Origin of the sequence: Nitrospira sp. KM1 (genome assembly GCF_011405515.1) — a bacterium.
In the GTDB taxonomy this organism is placed as follows: domain Bacteria; phylum Nitrospirota; class Nitrospiria; order Nitrospirales; family Nitrospiraceae; genus Nitrospira_C.
Genome location: NZ_AP022671.1, coordinates 923,532 through 938,798, shown reverse-complemented (window position 1 = coordinate 938,798; position 15,267 = coordinate 923,532). Strand labels below are relative to the sequence as shown.

Here is a 15,267-nt window from a genome sequence, read left to right as displayed (position 1 = left end):
GCAGCTCAATCAAGGCCGCCCATGAAAAAGGAAAGCGAGCACTCTCTCATGCAAATCATTCTTGAGGCGGCACTGGCAGTCGGGGCCGGAATGTCGTGGTGGATGGTTGGAAATCTCATCCTCGGCGATGTCATCAATCTCGCGGCGGGTGTGCTGAAGGGTGGCCGGCTACAGAGTTGAGAGGGGCTCTCCAACGCTGAAACAATGAGACCGGCTTATCGATCTGGGGGTACATCCACTGTATCGTCATGCATATCTGCCATGAGTCGCTGAAACTCCGGATCACGAAGGATGAGGCCGGATGCGGCACGGTAGGCGATCAATCTGGTCCTCCGTGAGATAGAGCGATGTCGGGATCTTCATGAGCGCAAGCCGTTCGTCCGGATCGACAATTTCGGCGAGACTGGCATTGATGAAATGGATCTTGGCATCCGGTGCGAACGGGCTATCCACGCCACGTGGTTTGTCACGGAGATCTTCTTGCCACTGTTTGAGCGCGAGCCGTATCAGCATCACCGTGTCAAACGAGTAGCGATTTATTGGAACGTCAATCATGGATCTCATCGCCTGGGACATGATCGGTACATGGTCACTCCGATATTCGAGAGCATCGGGACTCGTCTCGGCGTTCACCGCCAAGACGACCAGTTTCTGGATGTTTTTCACGCCCGACAGCTTCAGCAGCTGTTCATGCCCTCCAACGAGCCCAACTCCTTCAATGATGCCCCGTAACGCCATATTATCCGCCAGGCCGCCATCGACGAGATGAACATACGGGCGTTTCTTCACATCCAGATAGGACAGTGCTTCGCTTGCCACTTGCGCTGAGACTCCTCCTTCCCTCCTTGCCCGCTCGAGAAAGTCGAGAGGCTGGTGCCGGCACTGTCCCGCATAGTTTTTGAGCGTAAACTCGAACCTGGAGAGCGAGGTCATATCGGTTGCATGGATCGCAAGCAAGGGTCGCTGGCGGCGGGCTGCCAGGTCGGCATACGTCTTCCTGTCAAACAAAGCCTCGTCCAGGAGTTCAGCCAAGAGGTGTGCACGGCCAAAATAGGGAGACCAGAGCCGGATCCAATTACTCGGCGACCACAACACCCGAGTTCTGAGTTCCGTATCCCAATCTTTGCGCAAGAAGCGGTATTCAAAATCGTCAAAAAGGCGATCGCCGTACAAGGCACAATATGCGGCGGTGAAGGAGCCTCCGGATAACGCGAAGATGACATCGAGCTCATCGAGGAGTCGCTTGTGCCTGCCTTGCCAGGCGATCTCATGACGTGCCAGTTCTCGTAAGACCCCGAAGGCGAGCGCCGAGGCACGGACCTCACCACCGGAAAATGTGGCGGCCAGAAAAAGGCCGTCGGAATTGTCAGCCTCAGGTGGCGCCAGATTCAGGAGACGATAGCCGCCGGCGGGTGCGTATTGAATCAAGGGAGCATTGAGAGTGGGGCGAACGTATTCGCAACTCCAGAATGCGAGACATAGAGGCACCTCTTCATCGTCAGGCCTGCTCTGCGGGACTGGAGTGGGGCATCTTATGTCCTCCGGGTGGTGAAGGCGAAGGGCACCACCAGGCGAAACAAACGAGACGGACATGACCTGCCCGCCGCGCGCGGACAACTTAAACGTTAGACTGTCCTCTTTCGTTGATGAATGCCCAGCTTGTTGCCGTCGGGGTCCAAAAGGATCGCGGCTCGGCAGCCTGGCAGGTCGAACGGTTCATGAGCGAACTGTACGTTGTGGCGCCTGAGATGCTCGATCGTCCGGTCGAAGTCGTCCACTTCCAGCGCCAGGTGTGGGCCATCACCTGAGGGCTTCAGAAACGGTTCCTTTCCGATCGCCAAGGTGTGCGGACCGATCTCGTACTCGATCCAGAAGCCGCCGGGGATATCGAGTGACATCGAAGGTGAAAGTCCGAGCACTTCCTCATAAAAGGCTTTGGACCGATCACGGTCCGTCGACGGATAGACGACGAAGGCAAATTCAGAAATCTTCATGGCCAGGTCTCCGGTCCGAATAAGGTCAACGAATGAAGAGTGAATAAATCGTGACATTGTACTTTTTCAAAATAGATAGGTCTATGGTGAGGGGGGCAGATGAGGGGAAATGAGGACAATCTATGGATCGGCTTCCTCGCCAGAGGACCGCCTATTTCTGATGACAGGCGGCGCAAGCAAACGCGGAGTTGATCATGATCGGTCGAGCCGGTGTATCAGGTGCTCCATTAAACGCGGCGACATTCTCCTGCGCGCGCGCAATACGGGCTTCCAACACCTTGGCAAACGGCCAGGTCGCATAATCTTGTGAGAGAGTGGCATTCGCATAGATTCTCTGTGCTGTCTGCCAATCGCCTGACTTTACGAGCATGTCCCCCATGTTCAAAAAGAAGCCCTCGAAATTGTGCGGTGCGATCCAGGAGTTCCAACAGACGCGCTTGACTCCCTCCTTCGTTTCGAGGGTCATGTATTTTGCATAGTCCGGATTGGCTCGATCGATGCGCGCTTGAACGCATACATCCAGGTTCTGCCACTGCCATGCCAGTCCTTCTTTGAAGCGCGGCGAGTCCGCCGGCAGACGACTCATCACATAGCCGGCAGTGAACAGGTTGAATTCCGGCCACGCGTCGATGGCGTCAAGCAGCATGTAATACCCGCGCCGGACGAGGCGGTCGTCCTTGTGCAGGGTACCTTCCGCCAGTGTATGGCCAGCGAGAAAGCCCAGGTAGCGCGCGTCCGACGAATTGAGTTTGACGGCTTCTTCAAAGTATCTCCGAGCCAAGATCATCTCGTCCGTGATCGTAGCCGGGATCGCCGATAGCCGCGCCCGTTCTGCCATGCGCCAGTTGTGGAGCCAAGCGATGTGAGCGGCAGTAACGGCATCGGTCGGTGTTTCCAAGTAGGCCGCTGTCAGGGCTTCCAGTCCACGTTGGATGTCATCGTAAGCGCCGCTGTGAAAAGTTTGCCAAAAGAGTTCGTCGGCCTTAATGGCCGCGTCGCCCCGGATGCTCGTTGCCTTCTTCGCAGGGGCGAGCCACACCGCGATATGATTCCGATTCGCCCATCCTGCGGCGACTACTGCCAGAGCGAGTGCGATTGAGACGATGATCCTGTTCATACGAGACCTACAAGGTGGCGTGTCGGTGGCACCCGTAACGGCACACTCTACCTTTTGGCGTCGAAATATAATGGCCTGCGGCAGATTGGTCTCCCCGGTGCGGTGAAATGAGGATATTCGCTCGGACATCCACAACTGAAGCCGATGAAGCTGACCAGAACACAGGATGCAAAATTTTACATTGTATCGACCGGCTACGAAACTGGTATTGGCGTGACACAAGAGCAGACGATCTGCGTTTTATCCCACCGCACTTGAGGCGACGGACGGAAGCAGCACCGCGGGCGGAACTGACATTGAGAAGACGAGAACACCTCTAGGACTTCAGTCTAGCAACTCATGCTCTTTCTGCAGTGTGATTCGATATGTTACTTCTCCAGTTCGCTTAGCAGAGCTTCCGCCGCTCTTGCTCCACTGACGATCGCGGCGGCCATCGAAGGCCACCTCCCATAGCGATCTCCGCAAAGGTAGACTTTCTCGGAAACTCTGTCGTAACTCCGCCTGGTCCCTCCGCAAGGAAGCCCATTTGCCCAACGTTTGACACTCGGAGCATTGAGGGGCTTTCCGTTTAGCCCAAGTCGCATCAAGGTCTTCACGCACCGTGTTTCAAGGTCTTTGTCCGACCACCGCAGAAACTTGCCTGCGTCGGGAATAAGGATTCGAAAGACCCATCTACGCGTACTTCTCTTCGTGTCCTCCAGTTCTAGATAGTTCACGAGGCGATCGTCAGTATAAAGCCCACTACACAGATCAGCGGTCGGTATCTTGAGAAGTCTGGGCTTCGCATCGAACTCGAAGAGCATGCTGATGTACGAATGAAAGTGCCGCCGGAAGGTGTATTGCCCGGTAAGTGCGTCGCCATCGGACGAACTCACAATGGCGCCATCAAAGTAAGATCTATTCAAACCTCTGCTGTTCTTGTATGTCACTTGTACGGTATCGCCTGAAACCGTTGTAACTCGCGTACAGGCACTGTTCCAGCAAATCCTTTCATGAAATGGTCGAGATAAGTTGTCTATGAGAGCGGTAGAACCTCCCCGGATCTGAAACCACTTTTCATTCGCATTGACTGCCGAGGCTAGACACTCCAGGGCATATGCGGTTGAGAGATGAGTCCACGGCGCGCAAGATTCGCCGGCAAGAATCATCTTGATGATTGTGAGAGACTTTCCTTCAAGGAGACAGGAGGTTTTGATCCAATCCTTGAACTTCCCGTTGTCCGGATTCATCTCTGATTGAAGTCTGCCGATGAGAGTTGCGGCAGCACGAAAGTCTTTGAGGAGATTCTTTCCAGTGGGATCGAGCCGCATGGAACGGAATGGGCTCAGAAGGCACCAACGGGGCCAATCCTTGCCTCCAAATCTCGTGACGCGCACCTTCAACGTGCGAAACAAAGCGCGGATGTTTCTGCCATCGGGTAATCCATAGTCTCTCCAGTATTTGGTCCCAGGTGTCACATCCAATTCACTGCCCAGCAGATACCTCGCGCCATGCTCGCCGGGAGGGCTTTGGGAAGTGGATACCCTGCCGCCGGGATGGCTATCGGATTCGAAGATGGTTATTGGGATATTGCTCCATTGTGCGATGAAATGAGCAGCCGTTAAGCCGGATAATCCTGCCCCAACGATTGCGATGCCATGCCGATTTTTCAGTTTTCCGGTTGCAGCCGAACGAGGAAGCGGCATGCGGGTTTACACGTCCGGGCCGGAGGCTGCCAGGACTTGGCTCTTTGGATTGAAGATGGCGCAGAGCTTCACGGCGTTCCGACCAAACACGTCGGCAACCCGTCTCATCGGCCTGACACAGAAGTTCCAGTAGAACCGGCCATCACCGTAGTCCAACGTGTAGTCGACCGTAGCACCATACTTCTGATACAGCAGCGTGTCGTCGTCGGTCCAATATTGAATGTCGTCGCCATCGCATTTGCATGCATCGGATCCTTGAAATGGTGTCAACGACGCGCGAGCCGTTCGTGCGTTTTTGACGTGTCAAGAATCCACATCGAGAAGGCACAGGTGTCGGTCAATTGATGTTCACGACCTTCAAGTCGAAGTAAAGCGTCTTCCCTGCAAGGGGATGGTTAAAGTCCAAAAGCACTGTCTCCTCCTTGATTTCCGAAACAATGGGGCGAATCTCGTGGCCGTTGGCGTCTTTTCCACGTAGCTGGGTGCCAACTTTAATTTCTGCAGGAAGCTTTTCTTTTGACACTTCCTGGAACGCATTAGGGTCCGGGTCGCCATAGCCTTCAGTTGGAGGTACGACGGCCTTTTTGGTTTGTCCAACTTCCATGCCATCCACCGCCGACTCCACACCCCGTACGATCTGATCTGCGCCGTGCGTGTATGTTAGAGGAGCTGCGCCTACATTGGTGTCAACCACCATGCCGTTTTCCAACTTGAGCGTATATTCCAATGAAATCACTTTTCCGTTTGCGACAGTCTTGTTCATCGGGAGTTCCTTTCCACGAGTTGGAGTGTAAATTGATTGGGGTGGGGAAAATTCCGCGCAGCGATCGCGAAGCTCCTTCCTGTCACTGTAACGAGTCTGCTCCGCTTGAACAAGAAGGTTGGCTTGTAAATTTCTGTGGCGAAGCCGACATGTGAGGAAATGTCCTAAGTCCTCGAGAAACAGATCGAGAAGTCTTTGTACTATCGCCAAGTTAGTTCCCATGTCGATTTGCCGTCTCTTGCTCGACAAAGAAGTTGAACCGGTTCGGTGCTAGACTCGATCACGGCATCGGCTTCGACCTAGAACTCGAGACCACAACAGACGTGTTCTAGGGGTAGGGATCCGGCCGAAGTCTTAAAGAGAGAATGCCCATCATAGCTACGTGAATGAAACCCAACGGAGGACACATGGTAGACATCATTCATCGAGTTGGAATTAACGCATCCCTCTCGAAGGTGTACGCGGCGTTATCGACGGTCGAGGGCGTTGCCGGCTGGTGGACAAAACACACCTCCGGCTCATCGAAAATTGGAGGAACGATAGGAGTTCGTTTTCATTCTGCGGATGGCAAAGAAATAGGCAGCATGAACATGGAGGTCATCGCGCTGGATCCCAATAAGAAAGTGCATTGGCGCGTTACATCCGGACCAGGGGAATGGATAGGGACTGACGTGATATTCAACCTCTCTCAGGAAGGTGATTACACGATTGTGCTCTTCGGTCATAAGAACTGGCGCGATGGAAACGAGTTCACCTCACATTGCAGCATGAAATGGGCAACGTTTCTGTTGAGCCTCAGAGAACTCGTTGAAACTGGTAAAGGTAAGCCCTCGCCTCACGACATAAAAATTGATAATTGGAATTAGACGCAGAGAGAGCCATCAGCAGTCTTGATGAAGCGGGAGGGGCGGCGAGTCAATGGAGGCTCGCTCTCGACAGGAATGCCAATGGGGAAACAACGAACAAAAGACATTTCTACGACGGACACCTTAATCGCCTGCGAACATGACACGTGGAGGTTGATCAAACGAAAAGATCTCAACGGGTTTGCAGGCTATTTGTCCGAGGACTTCTATGACATCTTCCCCGATGGAGAAGAGCGGATAAAATCGGAGCTGTTGGCGTTTCTCCGTGGAGCCGATCTGCAAGACTATGCCCTGAGTAATTTCCGAGTGACCATGCTGACGGATGATGCCGCGATCGTCACGTATCACGTAGACGCGCATGCCATCATTCAGGGGAACGAGATTTCAATGAGGAATTTCGTCACTGCAGGCTGGGCCAAGCGTTGTGGCAAGTGGTTGAACGTCTCGGCTGTGGCATCCGCGCAACCTCCACACGATTCCAAATAACAGAGTGAGGTGAGATCATGAAGTATGTTTGCTTCGGATACTTGGACGCAGAACAATGGGGGAAGCTTTCGTCGCATGAACAGAACGCCATGATCGATCGCTGCTTCGCCTATGACGATACGCTCAAACGCAATGGAACTGGGTCTACGGGGATGGGCTGCAGGGCCGGACAGTGCGGTGAGCCTGCGGTATCAGAAGGGAAAGGTCGCGATAACCGATGGCCCCTATGCGGAAACAAAGGAGATTTTGGGCGGACTCCTCACCATTGAGGCCCGGGACTTGAACCACGCGGTGCAGCTCATCTCGAATCACCCTGGTGTTCAGATGGGTCGATGGGAAATCCGTCCGGCGCTGGATCTCATCCCTTTGGTTCAGCAGAGCGAAAAACGGCGAGGCATTGCGCGTTAAAGGCGGAGTCTCAGCAGGATGATCAACAGGATGTGCAGGAGAGAAACGACATGAAGAAGATCGGTTCGAAGCAGGACCAATCTCCGGCTCAGCATTATCGATGCAAGAATCAAAGAGCTGAACGACTGGCGCGGCGAGATGCTGGCACGAGTGCGTGCCCTCATCAAGCAAGCCGATCCCGGAGTGGTCGAGGAGTGGAAATGGAGAGGGGTACCGGTCTGGTCACACGATGGGTTGATCTGCACCGGCGAGACGTATCAGGCCGTCGTCAAGCGTACGTTCGCTAAGGGCGCATCACTAACAGACCCTGCCGCGGAAGCTCGGCGGCGGCTTTGGTAGGGATTGCGAGGATGACGATGTCTCCGGTTTTGGCGGCGTGGACTGTTGAACGGATGTCGCGCCGATCTCGGCCGCCAATGCGTTCGTGCTCTCCGGTCTTTTCGAGTTTGCAATCGAGAACTGATGCCCGAGCTTGACGAGGAGGCGTGCACGTGGCCCGCCCATATTCCCAGCGCCGATGATCCCAATCCGCATGTGCATCCCTTTTCCAAATCCATCGCCGCTTTTTCTCCATCCCTCTGTGACGTGGAGTCTGTCATGAAGCATCGAACCCGGTACACCCGGACTCAGTTGCGTGTGCGTGAATCGATGCCAATTGAGAGTTCTTTGAGTCGCGCTATCGAGTGGAGCGCAGCGGTGAGACGGCTATTAGTTCCGGTACAATGTGAGTCTCTGCGTCCATAACGCGAGAACTACCTGTACCACTTCCCGGTGGCCTTGGAGTAAATGTTGCCACCAACCTCACTTGAGAGGTGTCCACGGAGGATGCCGGGCTCGTCAGGGGGACAGTGAATGAACAAATCGATCTCCCGCGCGCCTCGCCAATCGGGTTCGAATCCGTCCCTCTGCGGAGGGTCTCCTTCCAATCTGGTGCGCTGTCGACTCTGCACTGTGTTGCGGATTTTCATGCTCCCATCGCCCGATACTTTGACATCGATCACTCGGTCGCTGATCTCAAACTCCGCGTAGCAATTCCCAATCTGGATTTGCAAATTTCCGAAAAAGCAGCCGGTACCTCCATCTCCATCGGGTGCGATCTGCAGAATCGTCTTTCCATTGAGAGCCGCGTAATCTGGGTCATTGAATGGGATGCGACGCCACACTTGGTAGACGATCTCGGTTTGCCATAATCCTGAATAACCGTGCATCTGGCGAGTCGGAGAAAATCCGGTTTGAACGGTGGGGAGCTCGGTTGCCCATGACTTAAGCTTCACGCTCGCTTGATGATCGAGGGGCTTGGTTGCCTCAAACGTGCCCATTGGAACGTAGGTCAGCCCCGCGAAATCCGATGGTAGTTCAACGCCGGAGTACAGGCACAGTGCAACCCTCCTCCGAGTCAGCATGGCGGTGAGATACCCGTACTCAAACAACACGTTCGCCCGTGGCGTCCAGACGCGCCTCTCACGAATGACAGATTCATCGTCGGGTGTCGCCAGGAACACGGCACCGGCGACTCGGCTCGCGATGTTTTCAATCCCCATGAAGGTGATGTCGCCGAGCTTGAAGACCTCAGTCCACAGGAGCGGCTTTACATCTTTGGCGCCCGAGAAGATGTCAGCCACCTGCATGGCCTGCTCAAGTCCTTCCTTGCTGCTTCCAATAAAAATCTCCTTCACCGTGACTCCGTGACTCCTTTTAGGAATGGCGTCTTGCCACCATTATTATTTTCGTTCCTGCAGGCTAACGGCACTCGTGAATGCTGTCTCATGTGCCGAGCTCGCGTAAGCATCGCGCAGGACCACATTATTCAGATTTTGCTTTTATGGTGGATTTCCTTCTGGCGATCCCTTCCTTTCCATCATCAAGCAGCAGCCGCATCTTACCCGGGTTGTCTTTCGGCTAAACACTGTCAAAAGTAACAGAGCCTTCTCTCACTCGCCTAGCGCTGTTGGCAGGACTGACAAATCAGCCCATCAGGACTTATATATGGTCGTCTTCTTATGTGGCTGGACTGTCTGAGGTAAGGGCTATGGGAAATCCCTAAACTGCGGATCTTTGAAAGATGGCAGTGGCCACGGCTTGCCCGGCGCAGCAAAATTCAAGATGCCACTGGTTTCCTTCCACTGATAAGATCGATCCCGTCGCCGACTCGAACTCGATATGATCAAGGAGGGACACATGCCGACATATCTGCTTCAGTCACAGTGGACGGACCAGGGGATTCGAAATGTGAAAGAGTCAGTGAAACGCCTCGATCTTGGAAAAAAGAAGCTCAAGGAAATGGGCGGGGAAATTAAAGCTTTCTATCTGACCACGGGACCGTATGACATGCTGGCCATCGTCGATGTACTCAATGATGCGGTACTTGCGGAATACCTTTTGTGGCTTGGTTCGCAAGGCAATATCCGAACGCAGACCGTGCGGGCATTTACCGAGGACGAGTTTCGAAGGATTGTCGGTGGGTTGACGTAAATTTCACACCTTCAAGGCAGTGAATTCGGCACTGGGTTGGAATCGATCGAGGCGCGAGGAAGATCTGCGAAGAATCAGGAAAGTAGCTGCCTGCATCCTCGTGCCGGTACATGGTCATAAGAAAACAAGCAATACTACTGGGAAGACCAGTCAGAAAAATTCACGGATTCGTAGCTCCATGATGCACATCTCTGCGTTTCAAGGTTGTCAATTCCAGATTTCCATTTCTACGTACCAAATAGGCTTGTCCTCTTAAGTGAAACTGGCTATTCTTGCGCCGATTGGAGATTTGCGAGGCGATCTCTCGGTGACCGCTGGCACACGCAGTATCCGAACGGGACTGCGAATAGGACAACCGGTTCGTCGGCTTCTTCAATGACTGGTTCGTCGCAATGCTTGGCCGCGCGCTCCGGGCTTCGTGATCCTCATACTGAATCGCGCTAGATCGGCGATGTCTTCATCGACGTCAGCGGTATCCTCAACCCATGCAAGCCTAGGGAGGCACACGCCATGCGCAACGTTTATATGTTCGCCAAGACCGTGATCAATTCTCATGAAAAGGACCGGAAAGCGCATGCCGACGAGAAGTTCAGGAAAGATTTTTTCGAAATCGAGCTGAAAGCGAAACGTTGCATGAACTCTGTCGCCGGGTTCATCCGTTTTATCCGATTCCCTGGGAAGGGTGCGCCGGTTCTCTCCGGCTGTCTGGCTGTCGGCTTGGTATGTGGCAGCCTCTTGTGGGCGGCTCCAGACTCGGCTCTAGCGCAGGGGTTGCCGCAACACATGGTCGCCTACATGACGCAATCGGGACAAACTGTATGCCCCAATAACTGGACCGAGGCGGGGTATGCACAGGGACGGTTGATCCTCGGCACGATCGATGGCTCGAAGGTCCAGGTTCAGAAAGGCACCCCGGCGGGTGATCTCCAGCAGCCCCAGCACGTCCACACATTCACGGTAACCGGCACTATAGCCTCCGGGTCGAATTCGTCATTGCCAACCGGCGGTGATGGCGTAGATATCCCAAGGGCTGCAGGTGGACAGGTCAACAGCAGCGGCACCACTCAAGGAGTGGGAACGTCGCTCAATCTGCCCTTTATGCAATTCCTGGTGTGTGAACATATGGTAGCGGAATCCCCGGATTCAACACCGTATGGAACGGTTGCCTTTTTCAACGCGTCGACCTGTCCGAACAACTGGGCACCGGTCGCTACGGCAGATGGGCGCTTTCTCGTGCCAGGATCTGCCGGCTTTGCGACCTCGGCCAGCTGGAGTCCGGCCAATCCTCCGACCCACACCCACGGACTGCAGTCCTCGTTCGGGACCCAGTCGCGAGATTATGAGGCCTTTCCGTCCAACTGGGTCGACTTTGCGAATCAGGGAACGTATGCCGTAACCGGAACAACAGACCCCGCAGGGCCGCTGCTGCCATATGTGAGCCTGCTGGTGTGCGAAAGAACAAACGGGTTTGGTAACAGCGATGGTGTTCCGCAAGGCACGTCCATTTTCTTTGAAGGCCAGGAATGTCCGAACGATTGGGGCGTCACGGTTGGAGCCAATGGCCGCTTCATCATCGGCATTGGGGGCAACGGTACGCAAGGGCAGACTTTCGGTGGAGACCCGATTGGTTCAAGCCAGACTCCGGTCCAGCACGACCACGGGTTCTCGGGAGTTGTCTCTCCTCCAGCCTCCGCCTATCCCGGCGGGCCGACGCGAACCGGATATGGAAGGCAGTCCTACGTCACGACCGCCGACGGTAGTTACAGTGGCACCTCAAGTATGGCAACGACAGATTTGCCCTATCTGATTATACAGTCGTGCAGCTACGTGCCGGATCTGTCAAAACCTCGCGGTAAGGGATAACTCACGGGGATTTTTCGGCTCGGACACAGGAGGTGGGATGACCATGCAAGCAACGCAGATCCAGTACAACTACAACATGATCGAGGACTATGCGCTGACCGTCTGGCCTCCGGTCGCCCAAAATGTTCAGTACTCGTTCCTGACATTACAAAATGGGACCGGCGGGACGCCCGTGACTGAACTGCTTACGGTCAGCGATCAAAATGAGTTGCTGCACTTTTTCCGTGATTCGAGCGCGCACTCCGGCTGGGGGCAGGAGCAGCGTCTGGTCGACGATGCGCCGGATCAGCCCATCACCAAACTGATCGGGTTTTATCAGGGCGATTCGCTGTTCGTGTTCGCCCACTATGCGGTTTCCAGCGGAGTGAACCGGGTCATCGGGATGCAAAAGACCCCTGAGAACGGGTGGGCGGCGATGCCGATGACGCCTGACCTGAGCAACGCGCTTGGCGCAATGGTCGAGACTGCCATGTTCACCGACGCCGCCGGCAATGTGGTTGTCTATGGTGTCTCTCAGAATCTCTCTCCACCTCCCTTCGTGATGCTGGCAGCGCAGGACGGGCAGCCTTGGGATTTGGTCTTCGAGTCGGAGGCTGCAAGCGGCGCCACGTACCGTCTACTGCCGGGACAGGGTGGCGATCAAATGACTGTGGTGACGCTGCAAGGGGCGACCACGACGTTCCAGGGTGGATCGATCATCGACGGCATGTTCCAGTGGGGATCGCAGCCCGCCGTGAGCCATGATCTCGGACTTGGAGACATCGCGGCACAGCAGGTATTCGCCATGCCGTCTCAGAGCAACGATCCTGGTTTTTTACTGCTGAGCACGACGGGAACGCTCTATCGGATCGAGGACTACCTCGCCAACCAGCCGACTGTCACCCCGATGACCGGCGGCGCGAATCAGCCCGCCGGCGCCCAGCAAGTGGCCATCGGGCTCGACAGCGAAAACCGCTGGATGGTGTTTGTCATCGAGGCCACGACCACCAGACTTTGGCTGCTCCGGCAATCGCAAGGTTCGATCGACGCCGGGGGCGTGACATTCAACGACTGGGTCCTGCTCGGCGACGAGCTTGCGGCGATTGCCTGCCCGCCGATCATGACCGCCGGGCCGGAGCTGTTCTTTTGCAATCTCCAGGAACAGGTTTGCCAGATGGCGCAGGACATCACGGGCGGCAGCAGCACGTGGTTTACCACTCAACTGGCGGTGCCGGCCGGCGTGACCGCCAATCCGGCCCAGACCACGACCTACACGCAGGAGCTGATCACGCAGAGTAATCAGGGGCTGCCCGTGCCGAGCTCGCCCGTAACTCTGTATGCGGACCGCAAGGCGGTGATCGTCGCGAACGGTCTTTCGTACCATATCGGGCCGAACGAGCCGGTGCTGGTCGAGAGTGACGGCAGGGGAGCGGTGACGATCGCGACAACGGCCACGGCGTTGAGCGCGCCGTCTCTTGGCGCCGCGCTCGGGAGCAGTTTCGGCGCGGCGGGAACGGCGGCCTGGTTCCGGTCGGACTTGCGCGTGCATCAGCGGCTGGCCGGACAGGATCCAACCTTTCCGATGACCGGCGCCTCGCTTCAGGCTGCGGGCCTGCTGCCCGCGACGATGTCACCGAGCGATGCCGATCACGCCGCCCGGACGATCGCCAAGCTCGGCGCCGCAGCGGTCAATCTCGCGCCGACGACGAGCAGCGCGCCGCGTGCCGCTGTGCCGAATGTGTGCTTCCAACTCGACTTCACTCAACCGGGTCGCCTGGTGTGGCGTGAGGTCTCTACGGACCTCGTCGGGGCGACCGCAGTCCGAAGCGCGGTCGGCGGCTGGCTCAGCGACATTGTTGGAGACGTCATCCACTTCTTCAAGCACGCGGTCGATGAAGTGAAGACGATCACCGTCAGCATCGTCGACGGCGTGGCCAGCCTTGCCATCAATGGCATCGCCTATGCGCTGAAGACAATCAACGATATCGTCGATGGCATCGAATTGGTTCTGAAGAAGATCGCAACGCTCTTCAAGGAAGTGATCGATATCATCAAGATGATGATCGAGTGGCTTCGTATGCTGTTCGAATGGGACGACATCCTCCGCACGCATACGGTCATCAAGTACTACGTGAACTCGGTGTTCACGAATCTGAGAAACAGCGACGAGCAGGCGGTCGACCTGATCCAGAGCCAATTCAGTGCGCTGCAAGGCAAGATCACGAATGGCGTCAACCAGATCGGGACCGTGTTCGGCAGCCAGTCGTTCAATGCCTTCATCAGCCAGCAGCCCGGCGGCTCGTCGTCGAGTCTCGCGGCTCAGAGTTATCGCGCGACGTTCAACGGCCATGCCGTCCGCTGCAACTATGCTCTCTCCAAGGCCCAGCAACACTTCGCCGGCGCAACCGGCCTCCCGGCCTCACTTGCGGCTTCCGTCGATTCCGGTCCGTTCGCCAACCTGCTCAATATGATCCAGCAGCAGGTTGCCGGCCTACAGAACAGCACCGCAAAGCTGCAAAGCCTGCTGCAGATCCAGACCAGCGATCCGACCAAGGTGTTCGATCTCGCCGCTGTCGGATTCCTCGAAGCCGCGGCAGAGGTCATCACCTTCGTGCTTGACGTGATCGAAGACATCGCCGTCGCGCTCCTCGATTTGATCGGCGAGGCAATCACCGCGCTCCAGAGTGTGCTGAACGCCGACATCGACGTTCCGATCATCTCGTGGCTCTACAAATACGTCATCACGGGGACGATTGTGGATCCGGGGGATGATCTGACGATCCTCGATCTGCTCTGCCTGATCCTCGCCATCCCGGCCACCATCCTCTATAAGGTTCTGTTCGGCGGAGCGAACGCGTCGGCGCCGTTCACCTCTGCACAGGTCAACGCGATCACAAGCAGTCCCATCCCTTGGCCAACTCTGTCGTCTACCGGCGCGCAAGCGGCCCCGGGCACGATGACACCGACGCAGGAAATATTGCTCACTCTCGGCGGCATCACCTACTTCCTCTATGCGTTCTGCGATATGGGGATCGATGTGTCTGCCGCTGCGGCCGATGGCGAACAAGACCCGTTTGCCACGTTTCTGTCCTGGGCAGGCATTGTCCTCGGTGTGGTGATTTTAGGTGTGACCGTGCCGTACAAGGTTATGTCGAAGTCCGAGAACGACTGGTCTGAGGCCGACAAGGCGACGCTCACCTATTGGGCGTTCGGCTTCGGGCCCATCCTGCTCAACATTGCGTTTGCGATCTTGTCGAATGTGAAGGCGGAGTCAAGATACTTTCCGGTCGTGGGGCCGATCGCTCTTTCCCTCTTCGGCGCCATGTCTGTTGGCATCGGTGCATGGACCACGGTGGAGCAGGCCCTGGATTCAAGCTACAAGAACGGTTGGACCGAGACCGGCAACATCATCGCCCCGATCCCCACAAGCTGTGCCTGGCTCCTTCCCTTGAACGATGCAACCGATGGCATCTCGACCGGATTTCTCGTCGGGATTGCCGCGGTGTGTGACTTCGGAGCTCTGGTAACCACGGTGGCCGGAGAAGCGACCTCCTCGTGACCGGTCGCCTCGGCGATGCTCTTACCGCGAGTGAGTGCCTCAATAGTGACGGCCATTTTCGATTTCCGCGCATCC

At 56.0% G+C, this 15,267-nt stretch carries 15 protein-coding genes and 1 pseudogene; 8 read left to right on the top strand and 8 right to left on the bottom strand.

What is annotated here, in order from left to right; translation table 11 throughout:
- Positions 1 to 48 precede the first annotated feature (48 nt).
- Positions 49 to 180 (top strand): hypothetical protein, encoded by a 132-nt coding sequence (locus W02_RS21730; protein WP_255458560.1) that lies wholly within the window; start codon positions 49 to 51, stop codon positions 178 to 180.
- 102 nt (positions 181 to 282) lie between these two features.
- Here W02_RS21730 and W02_RS04420 read toward each other — a convergent pair whose 3' ends face one another.
- From W02_RS04420 to W02_RS04395, 6 genes are all read right to left on the bottom strand, one after another.
- On the bottom strand, positions 283 to 1,488 hold the full coding sequence (locus W02_RS04420) for a patatin-like phospholipase family protein (RefSeq protein WP_173045178.1): 1,206 nt from the start codon (positions 1,486 to 1,488) through the stop codon (positions 283 to 285).
- Between the two features lie 137 nt (positions 1,489 to 1,625).
- A complete protein-coding gene (locus W02_RS04415) occupies positions 1,626 to 1,994 on the bottom strand; it encodes a VOC family protein (protein WP_173045176.1) in 369 nt (122 codons plus the stop codon).
- A gap of 151 nt (positions 1,995 to 2,145) precedes the next feature.
- On the bottom strand, positions 2,146 to 3,111 hold the full coding sequence (locus W02_RS04410) for a hypothetical protein (protein WP_173045174.1): 966 nt from the start codon (positions 3,109 to 3,111) through the stop codon (positions 2,146 to 2,148).
- 368 nt (positions 3,112 to 3,479) lie between these two features.
- On the bottom strand, positions 3,480 to 4,796 hold the full coding sequence (locus tag W02_RS04405) for an FAD-dependent oxidoreductase (protein ID WP_173045172.1): 1,317 nt from the start codon (positions 4,794 to 4,796) through the stop codon (positions 3,480 to 3,482).
- A gap of 6 nt (positions 4,797 to 4,802) precedes the next feature.
- The gene (locus tag W02_RS04400) at positions 4,803 to 5,066 is read right to left on the bottom strand and encodes a hypothetical protein (RefSeq protein ID WP_173045170.1); all 264 of its coding nucleotides are present in this window, start codon (positions 5,064 to 5,066) and stop codon (positions 4,803 to 4,805) included.
- Between the two features lie 67 nt (positions 5,067 to 5,133).
- Positions 5,134 to 5,559 (bottom strand): peptidylprolyl isomerase, encoded by a 426-nt coding sequence (locus tag W02_RS04395; RefSeq protein WP_173045168.1) that lies wholly within the window; start codon positions 5,557 to 5,559, stop codon positions 5,134 to 5,136.
- 407 nt (positions 5,560 to 5,966) lie between these two features.
- Between W02_RS04395 and W02_RS04390 the strand changes: the two genes are divergently transcribed.
- The 4 genes and pseudogenes from W02_RS04390 to W02_RS04375 form a co-directional block, all read left to right on the top strand.
- Positions 5,967 to 6,425 carry an SRPBCC domain-containing protein gene (locus W02_RS04390; protein ID WP_173045166.1) on the top strand — a complete coding sequence of 153 codons (459 nt, stop codon included), beginning with the start codon at positions 5,967 to 5,969 and terminating at the stop codon, positions 6,423 to 6,425.
- Positions 6,426 to 6,506: 81 nt separating this feature from the next.
- Positions 6,507 to 6,911, top strand: coding sequence for a nuclear transport factor 2 family protein (locus tag W02_RS04385; protein WP_173045164.1), 405 nt, complete (start codon positions 6,507 to 6,509; stop codon positions 6,909 to 6,911).
- Between the two features lie 132 nt (positions 6,912 to 7,043).
- Entirely contained in the window at positions 7,044 to 7,319 is a 276-nt protein-coding gene (locus W02_RS04380; RefSeq protein ID WP_197742133.1) for a YciI family protein, read from the top strand.
- A gap of 93 nt (positions 7,320 to 7,412) precedes the next feature.
- A pseudogene (locus W02_RS04375) lies at positions 7,413 to 7,631 on the top strand (DUF1801 domain-containing protein); the annotation flags it as partial.
- On the opposite strand, the gene W02_RS22005 reads toward W02_RS04375, so the two are convergent.
- On the bottom strand, positions 7,617 to 7,823 hold the full coding sequence (locus W02_RS22005; protein ID WP_370467975.1) for a hypothetical protein: 207 nt from the start codon (positions 7,821 to 7,823) through the stop codon (positions 7,617 to 7,619). The pseudogene W02_RS04375 and the gene W02_RS22005 overlap by 15 nt on opposite strands.
- Positions 7,824 to 8,071: 248 nt before the next feature.
- Positions 8,072 to 8,995: a TIR domain-containing protein gene (locus tag W02_RS04365; protein ID WP_173045158.1), complete on the bottom strand. Its 924-nt coding sequence runs from the start codon at positions 8,993 to 8,995 to the stop codon at positions 8,072 to 8,074.
- 502 nt (positions 8,996 to 9,497) lie between these two features.
- Here W02_RS04365 and W02_RS04360 point away from each other — a divergent pair.
- The 3 genes from W02_RS04360 to W02_RS04350 all read left to right on the top strand — a co-directional run bounded on the left by W02_RS04360 (position 9,498) and on the right by W02_RS04350 (position 15,192).
- A complete protein-coding gene (locus W02_RS04360) occupies positions 9,498 to 9,791 on the top strand; it encodes a GYD domain-containing protein (RefSeq protein ID WP_173045156.1) in 294 nt (97 codons plus the stop codon).
- A gap of 510 nt (positions 9,792 to 10,301) precedes the next feature.
- A complete protein-coding gene (locus W02_RS04355) occupies positions 10,302 to 11,654 on the top strand; it encodes a hypothetical protein (RefSeq protein ID WP_173045154.1) in 1,353 nt (450 codons plus the stop codon).
- A 37-nt stretch (positions 11,655 to 11,691) separates the two neighbouring features.
- Positions 11,692 to 15,192, top strand: coding sequence for a hypothetical protein (locus W02_RS04350; RefSeq protein WP_173045152.1), 3,501 nt, complete (start codon positions 11,692 to 11,694; stop codon positions 15,190 to 15,192).
- The last annotated feature ends 75 nt before the right edge of the window (positions 15,193 to 15,267 follow it).

What these genes read in the sequence shown, in the direction of transcription:
- W02_RS21730 (WP_255458560.1), top strand. Translation starts at nt 49, where the DNA reads ATGCAAATCATTCTTGAGGCGGCACTGGCAGTCGGGGCCGGAATGTCG.
- W02_RS04415 (WP_173045176.1), bottom strand. Translation starts at nt 1,994, where the DNA reads ATGAAGATTTCTGAATTTGCCTTCGTCGTCTATCCGTCGACGGACCGT.
- W02_RS04410 (WP_173045174.1), bottom strand. Translation starts at nt 3,111, where the DNA reads ATGAACAGGATCATCGTCTCAATCGCACTCGCTCTGGCAGTAGTCGCC.
- W02_RS04405 (WP_173045172.1), bottom strand. Translation starts at nt 4,796, where the DNA reads ATGCCGCTTCCTCGTTCGGCTGCAACCGGAAAACTGAAAAATCGGCAT.
- W02_RS04395 (WP_173045168.1), bottom strand. Translation starts at nt 5,559, where the DNA reads ATGAACAAGACTGTCGCAAACGGAAAAGTGATTTCATTGGAATATACG.
- W02_RS04390 (WP_173045166.1), top strand. Translation starts at nt 5,967, where the DNA reads ATGGTAGACATCATTCATCGAGTTGGAATTAACGCATCCCTCTCGAAG.
- W02_RS04385 (WP_173045164.1), top strand. Translation starts at nt 6,507, where the DNA reads ATGGGGAAACAACGAACAAAAGACATTTCTACGACGGACACCTTAATC.
- W02_RS04380 (WP_197742133.1), top strand. Translation starts at nt 7,044, where the DNA reads ATGGAACTGGGTCTACGGGGATGGGCTGCAGGGCCGGACAGTGCGGTG.
- W02_RS22005 (WP_370467975.1), bottom strand. Translation starts at nt 7,823, where the DNA reads ATGGGCGGGCCACGTGCACGCCTCCTCGTCAAGCTCGGGCATCAGTTC.
- W02_RS04360 (WP_173045156.1), top strand. Translation starts at nt 9,498, where the DNA reads ATGCCGACATATCTGCTTCAGTCACAGTGGACGGACCAGGGGATTCGA.
- W02_RS04355 (WP_173045154.1), top strand. Translation starts at nt 10,302, where the DNA reads ATGCGCAACGTTTATATGTTCGCCAAGACCGTGATCAATTCTCATGAA.
- W02_RS04350 (WP_173045152.1), top strand. Translation starts at nt 11,692, where the DNA reads ATGACCATGCAAGCAACGCAGATCCAGTACAACTACAACATGATCGAG.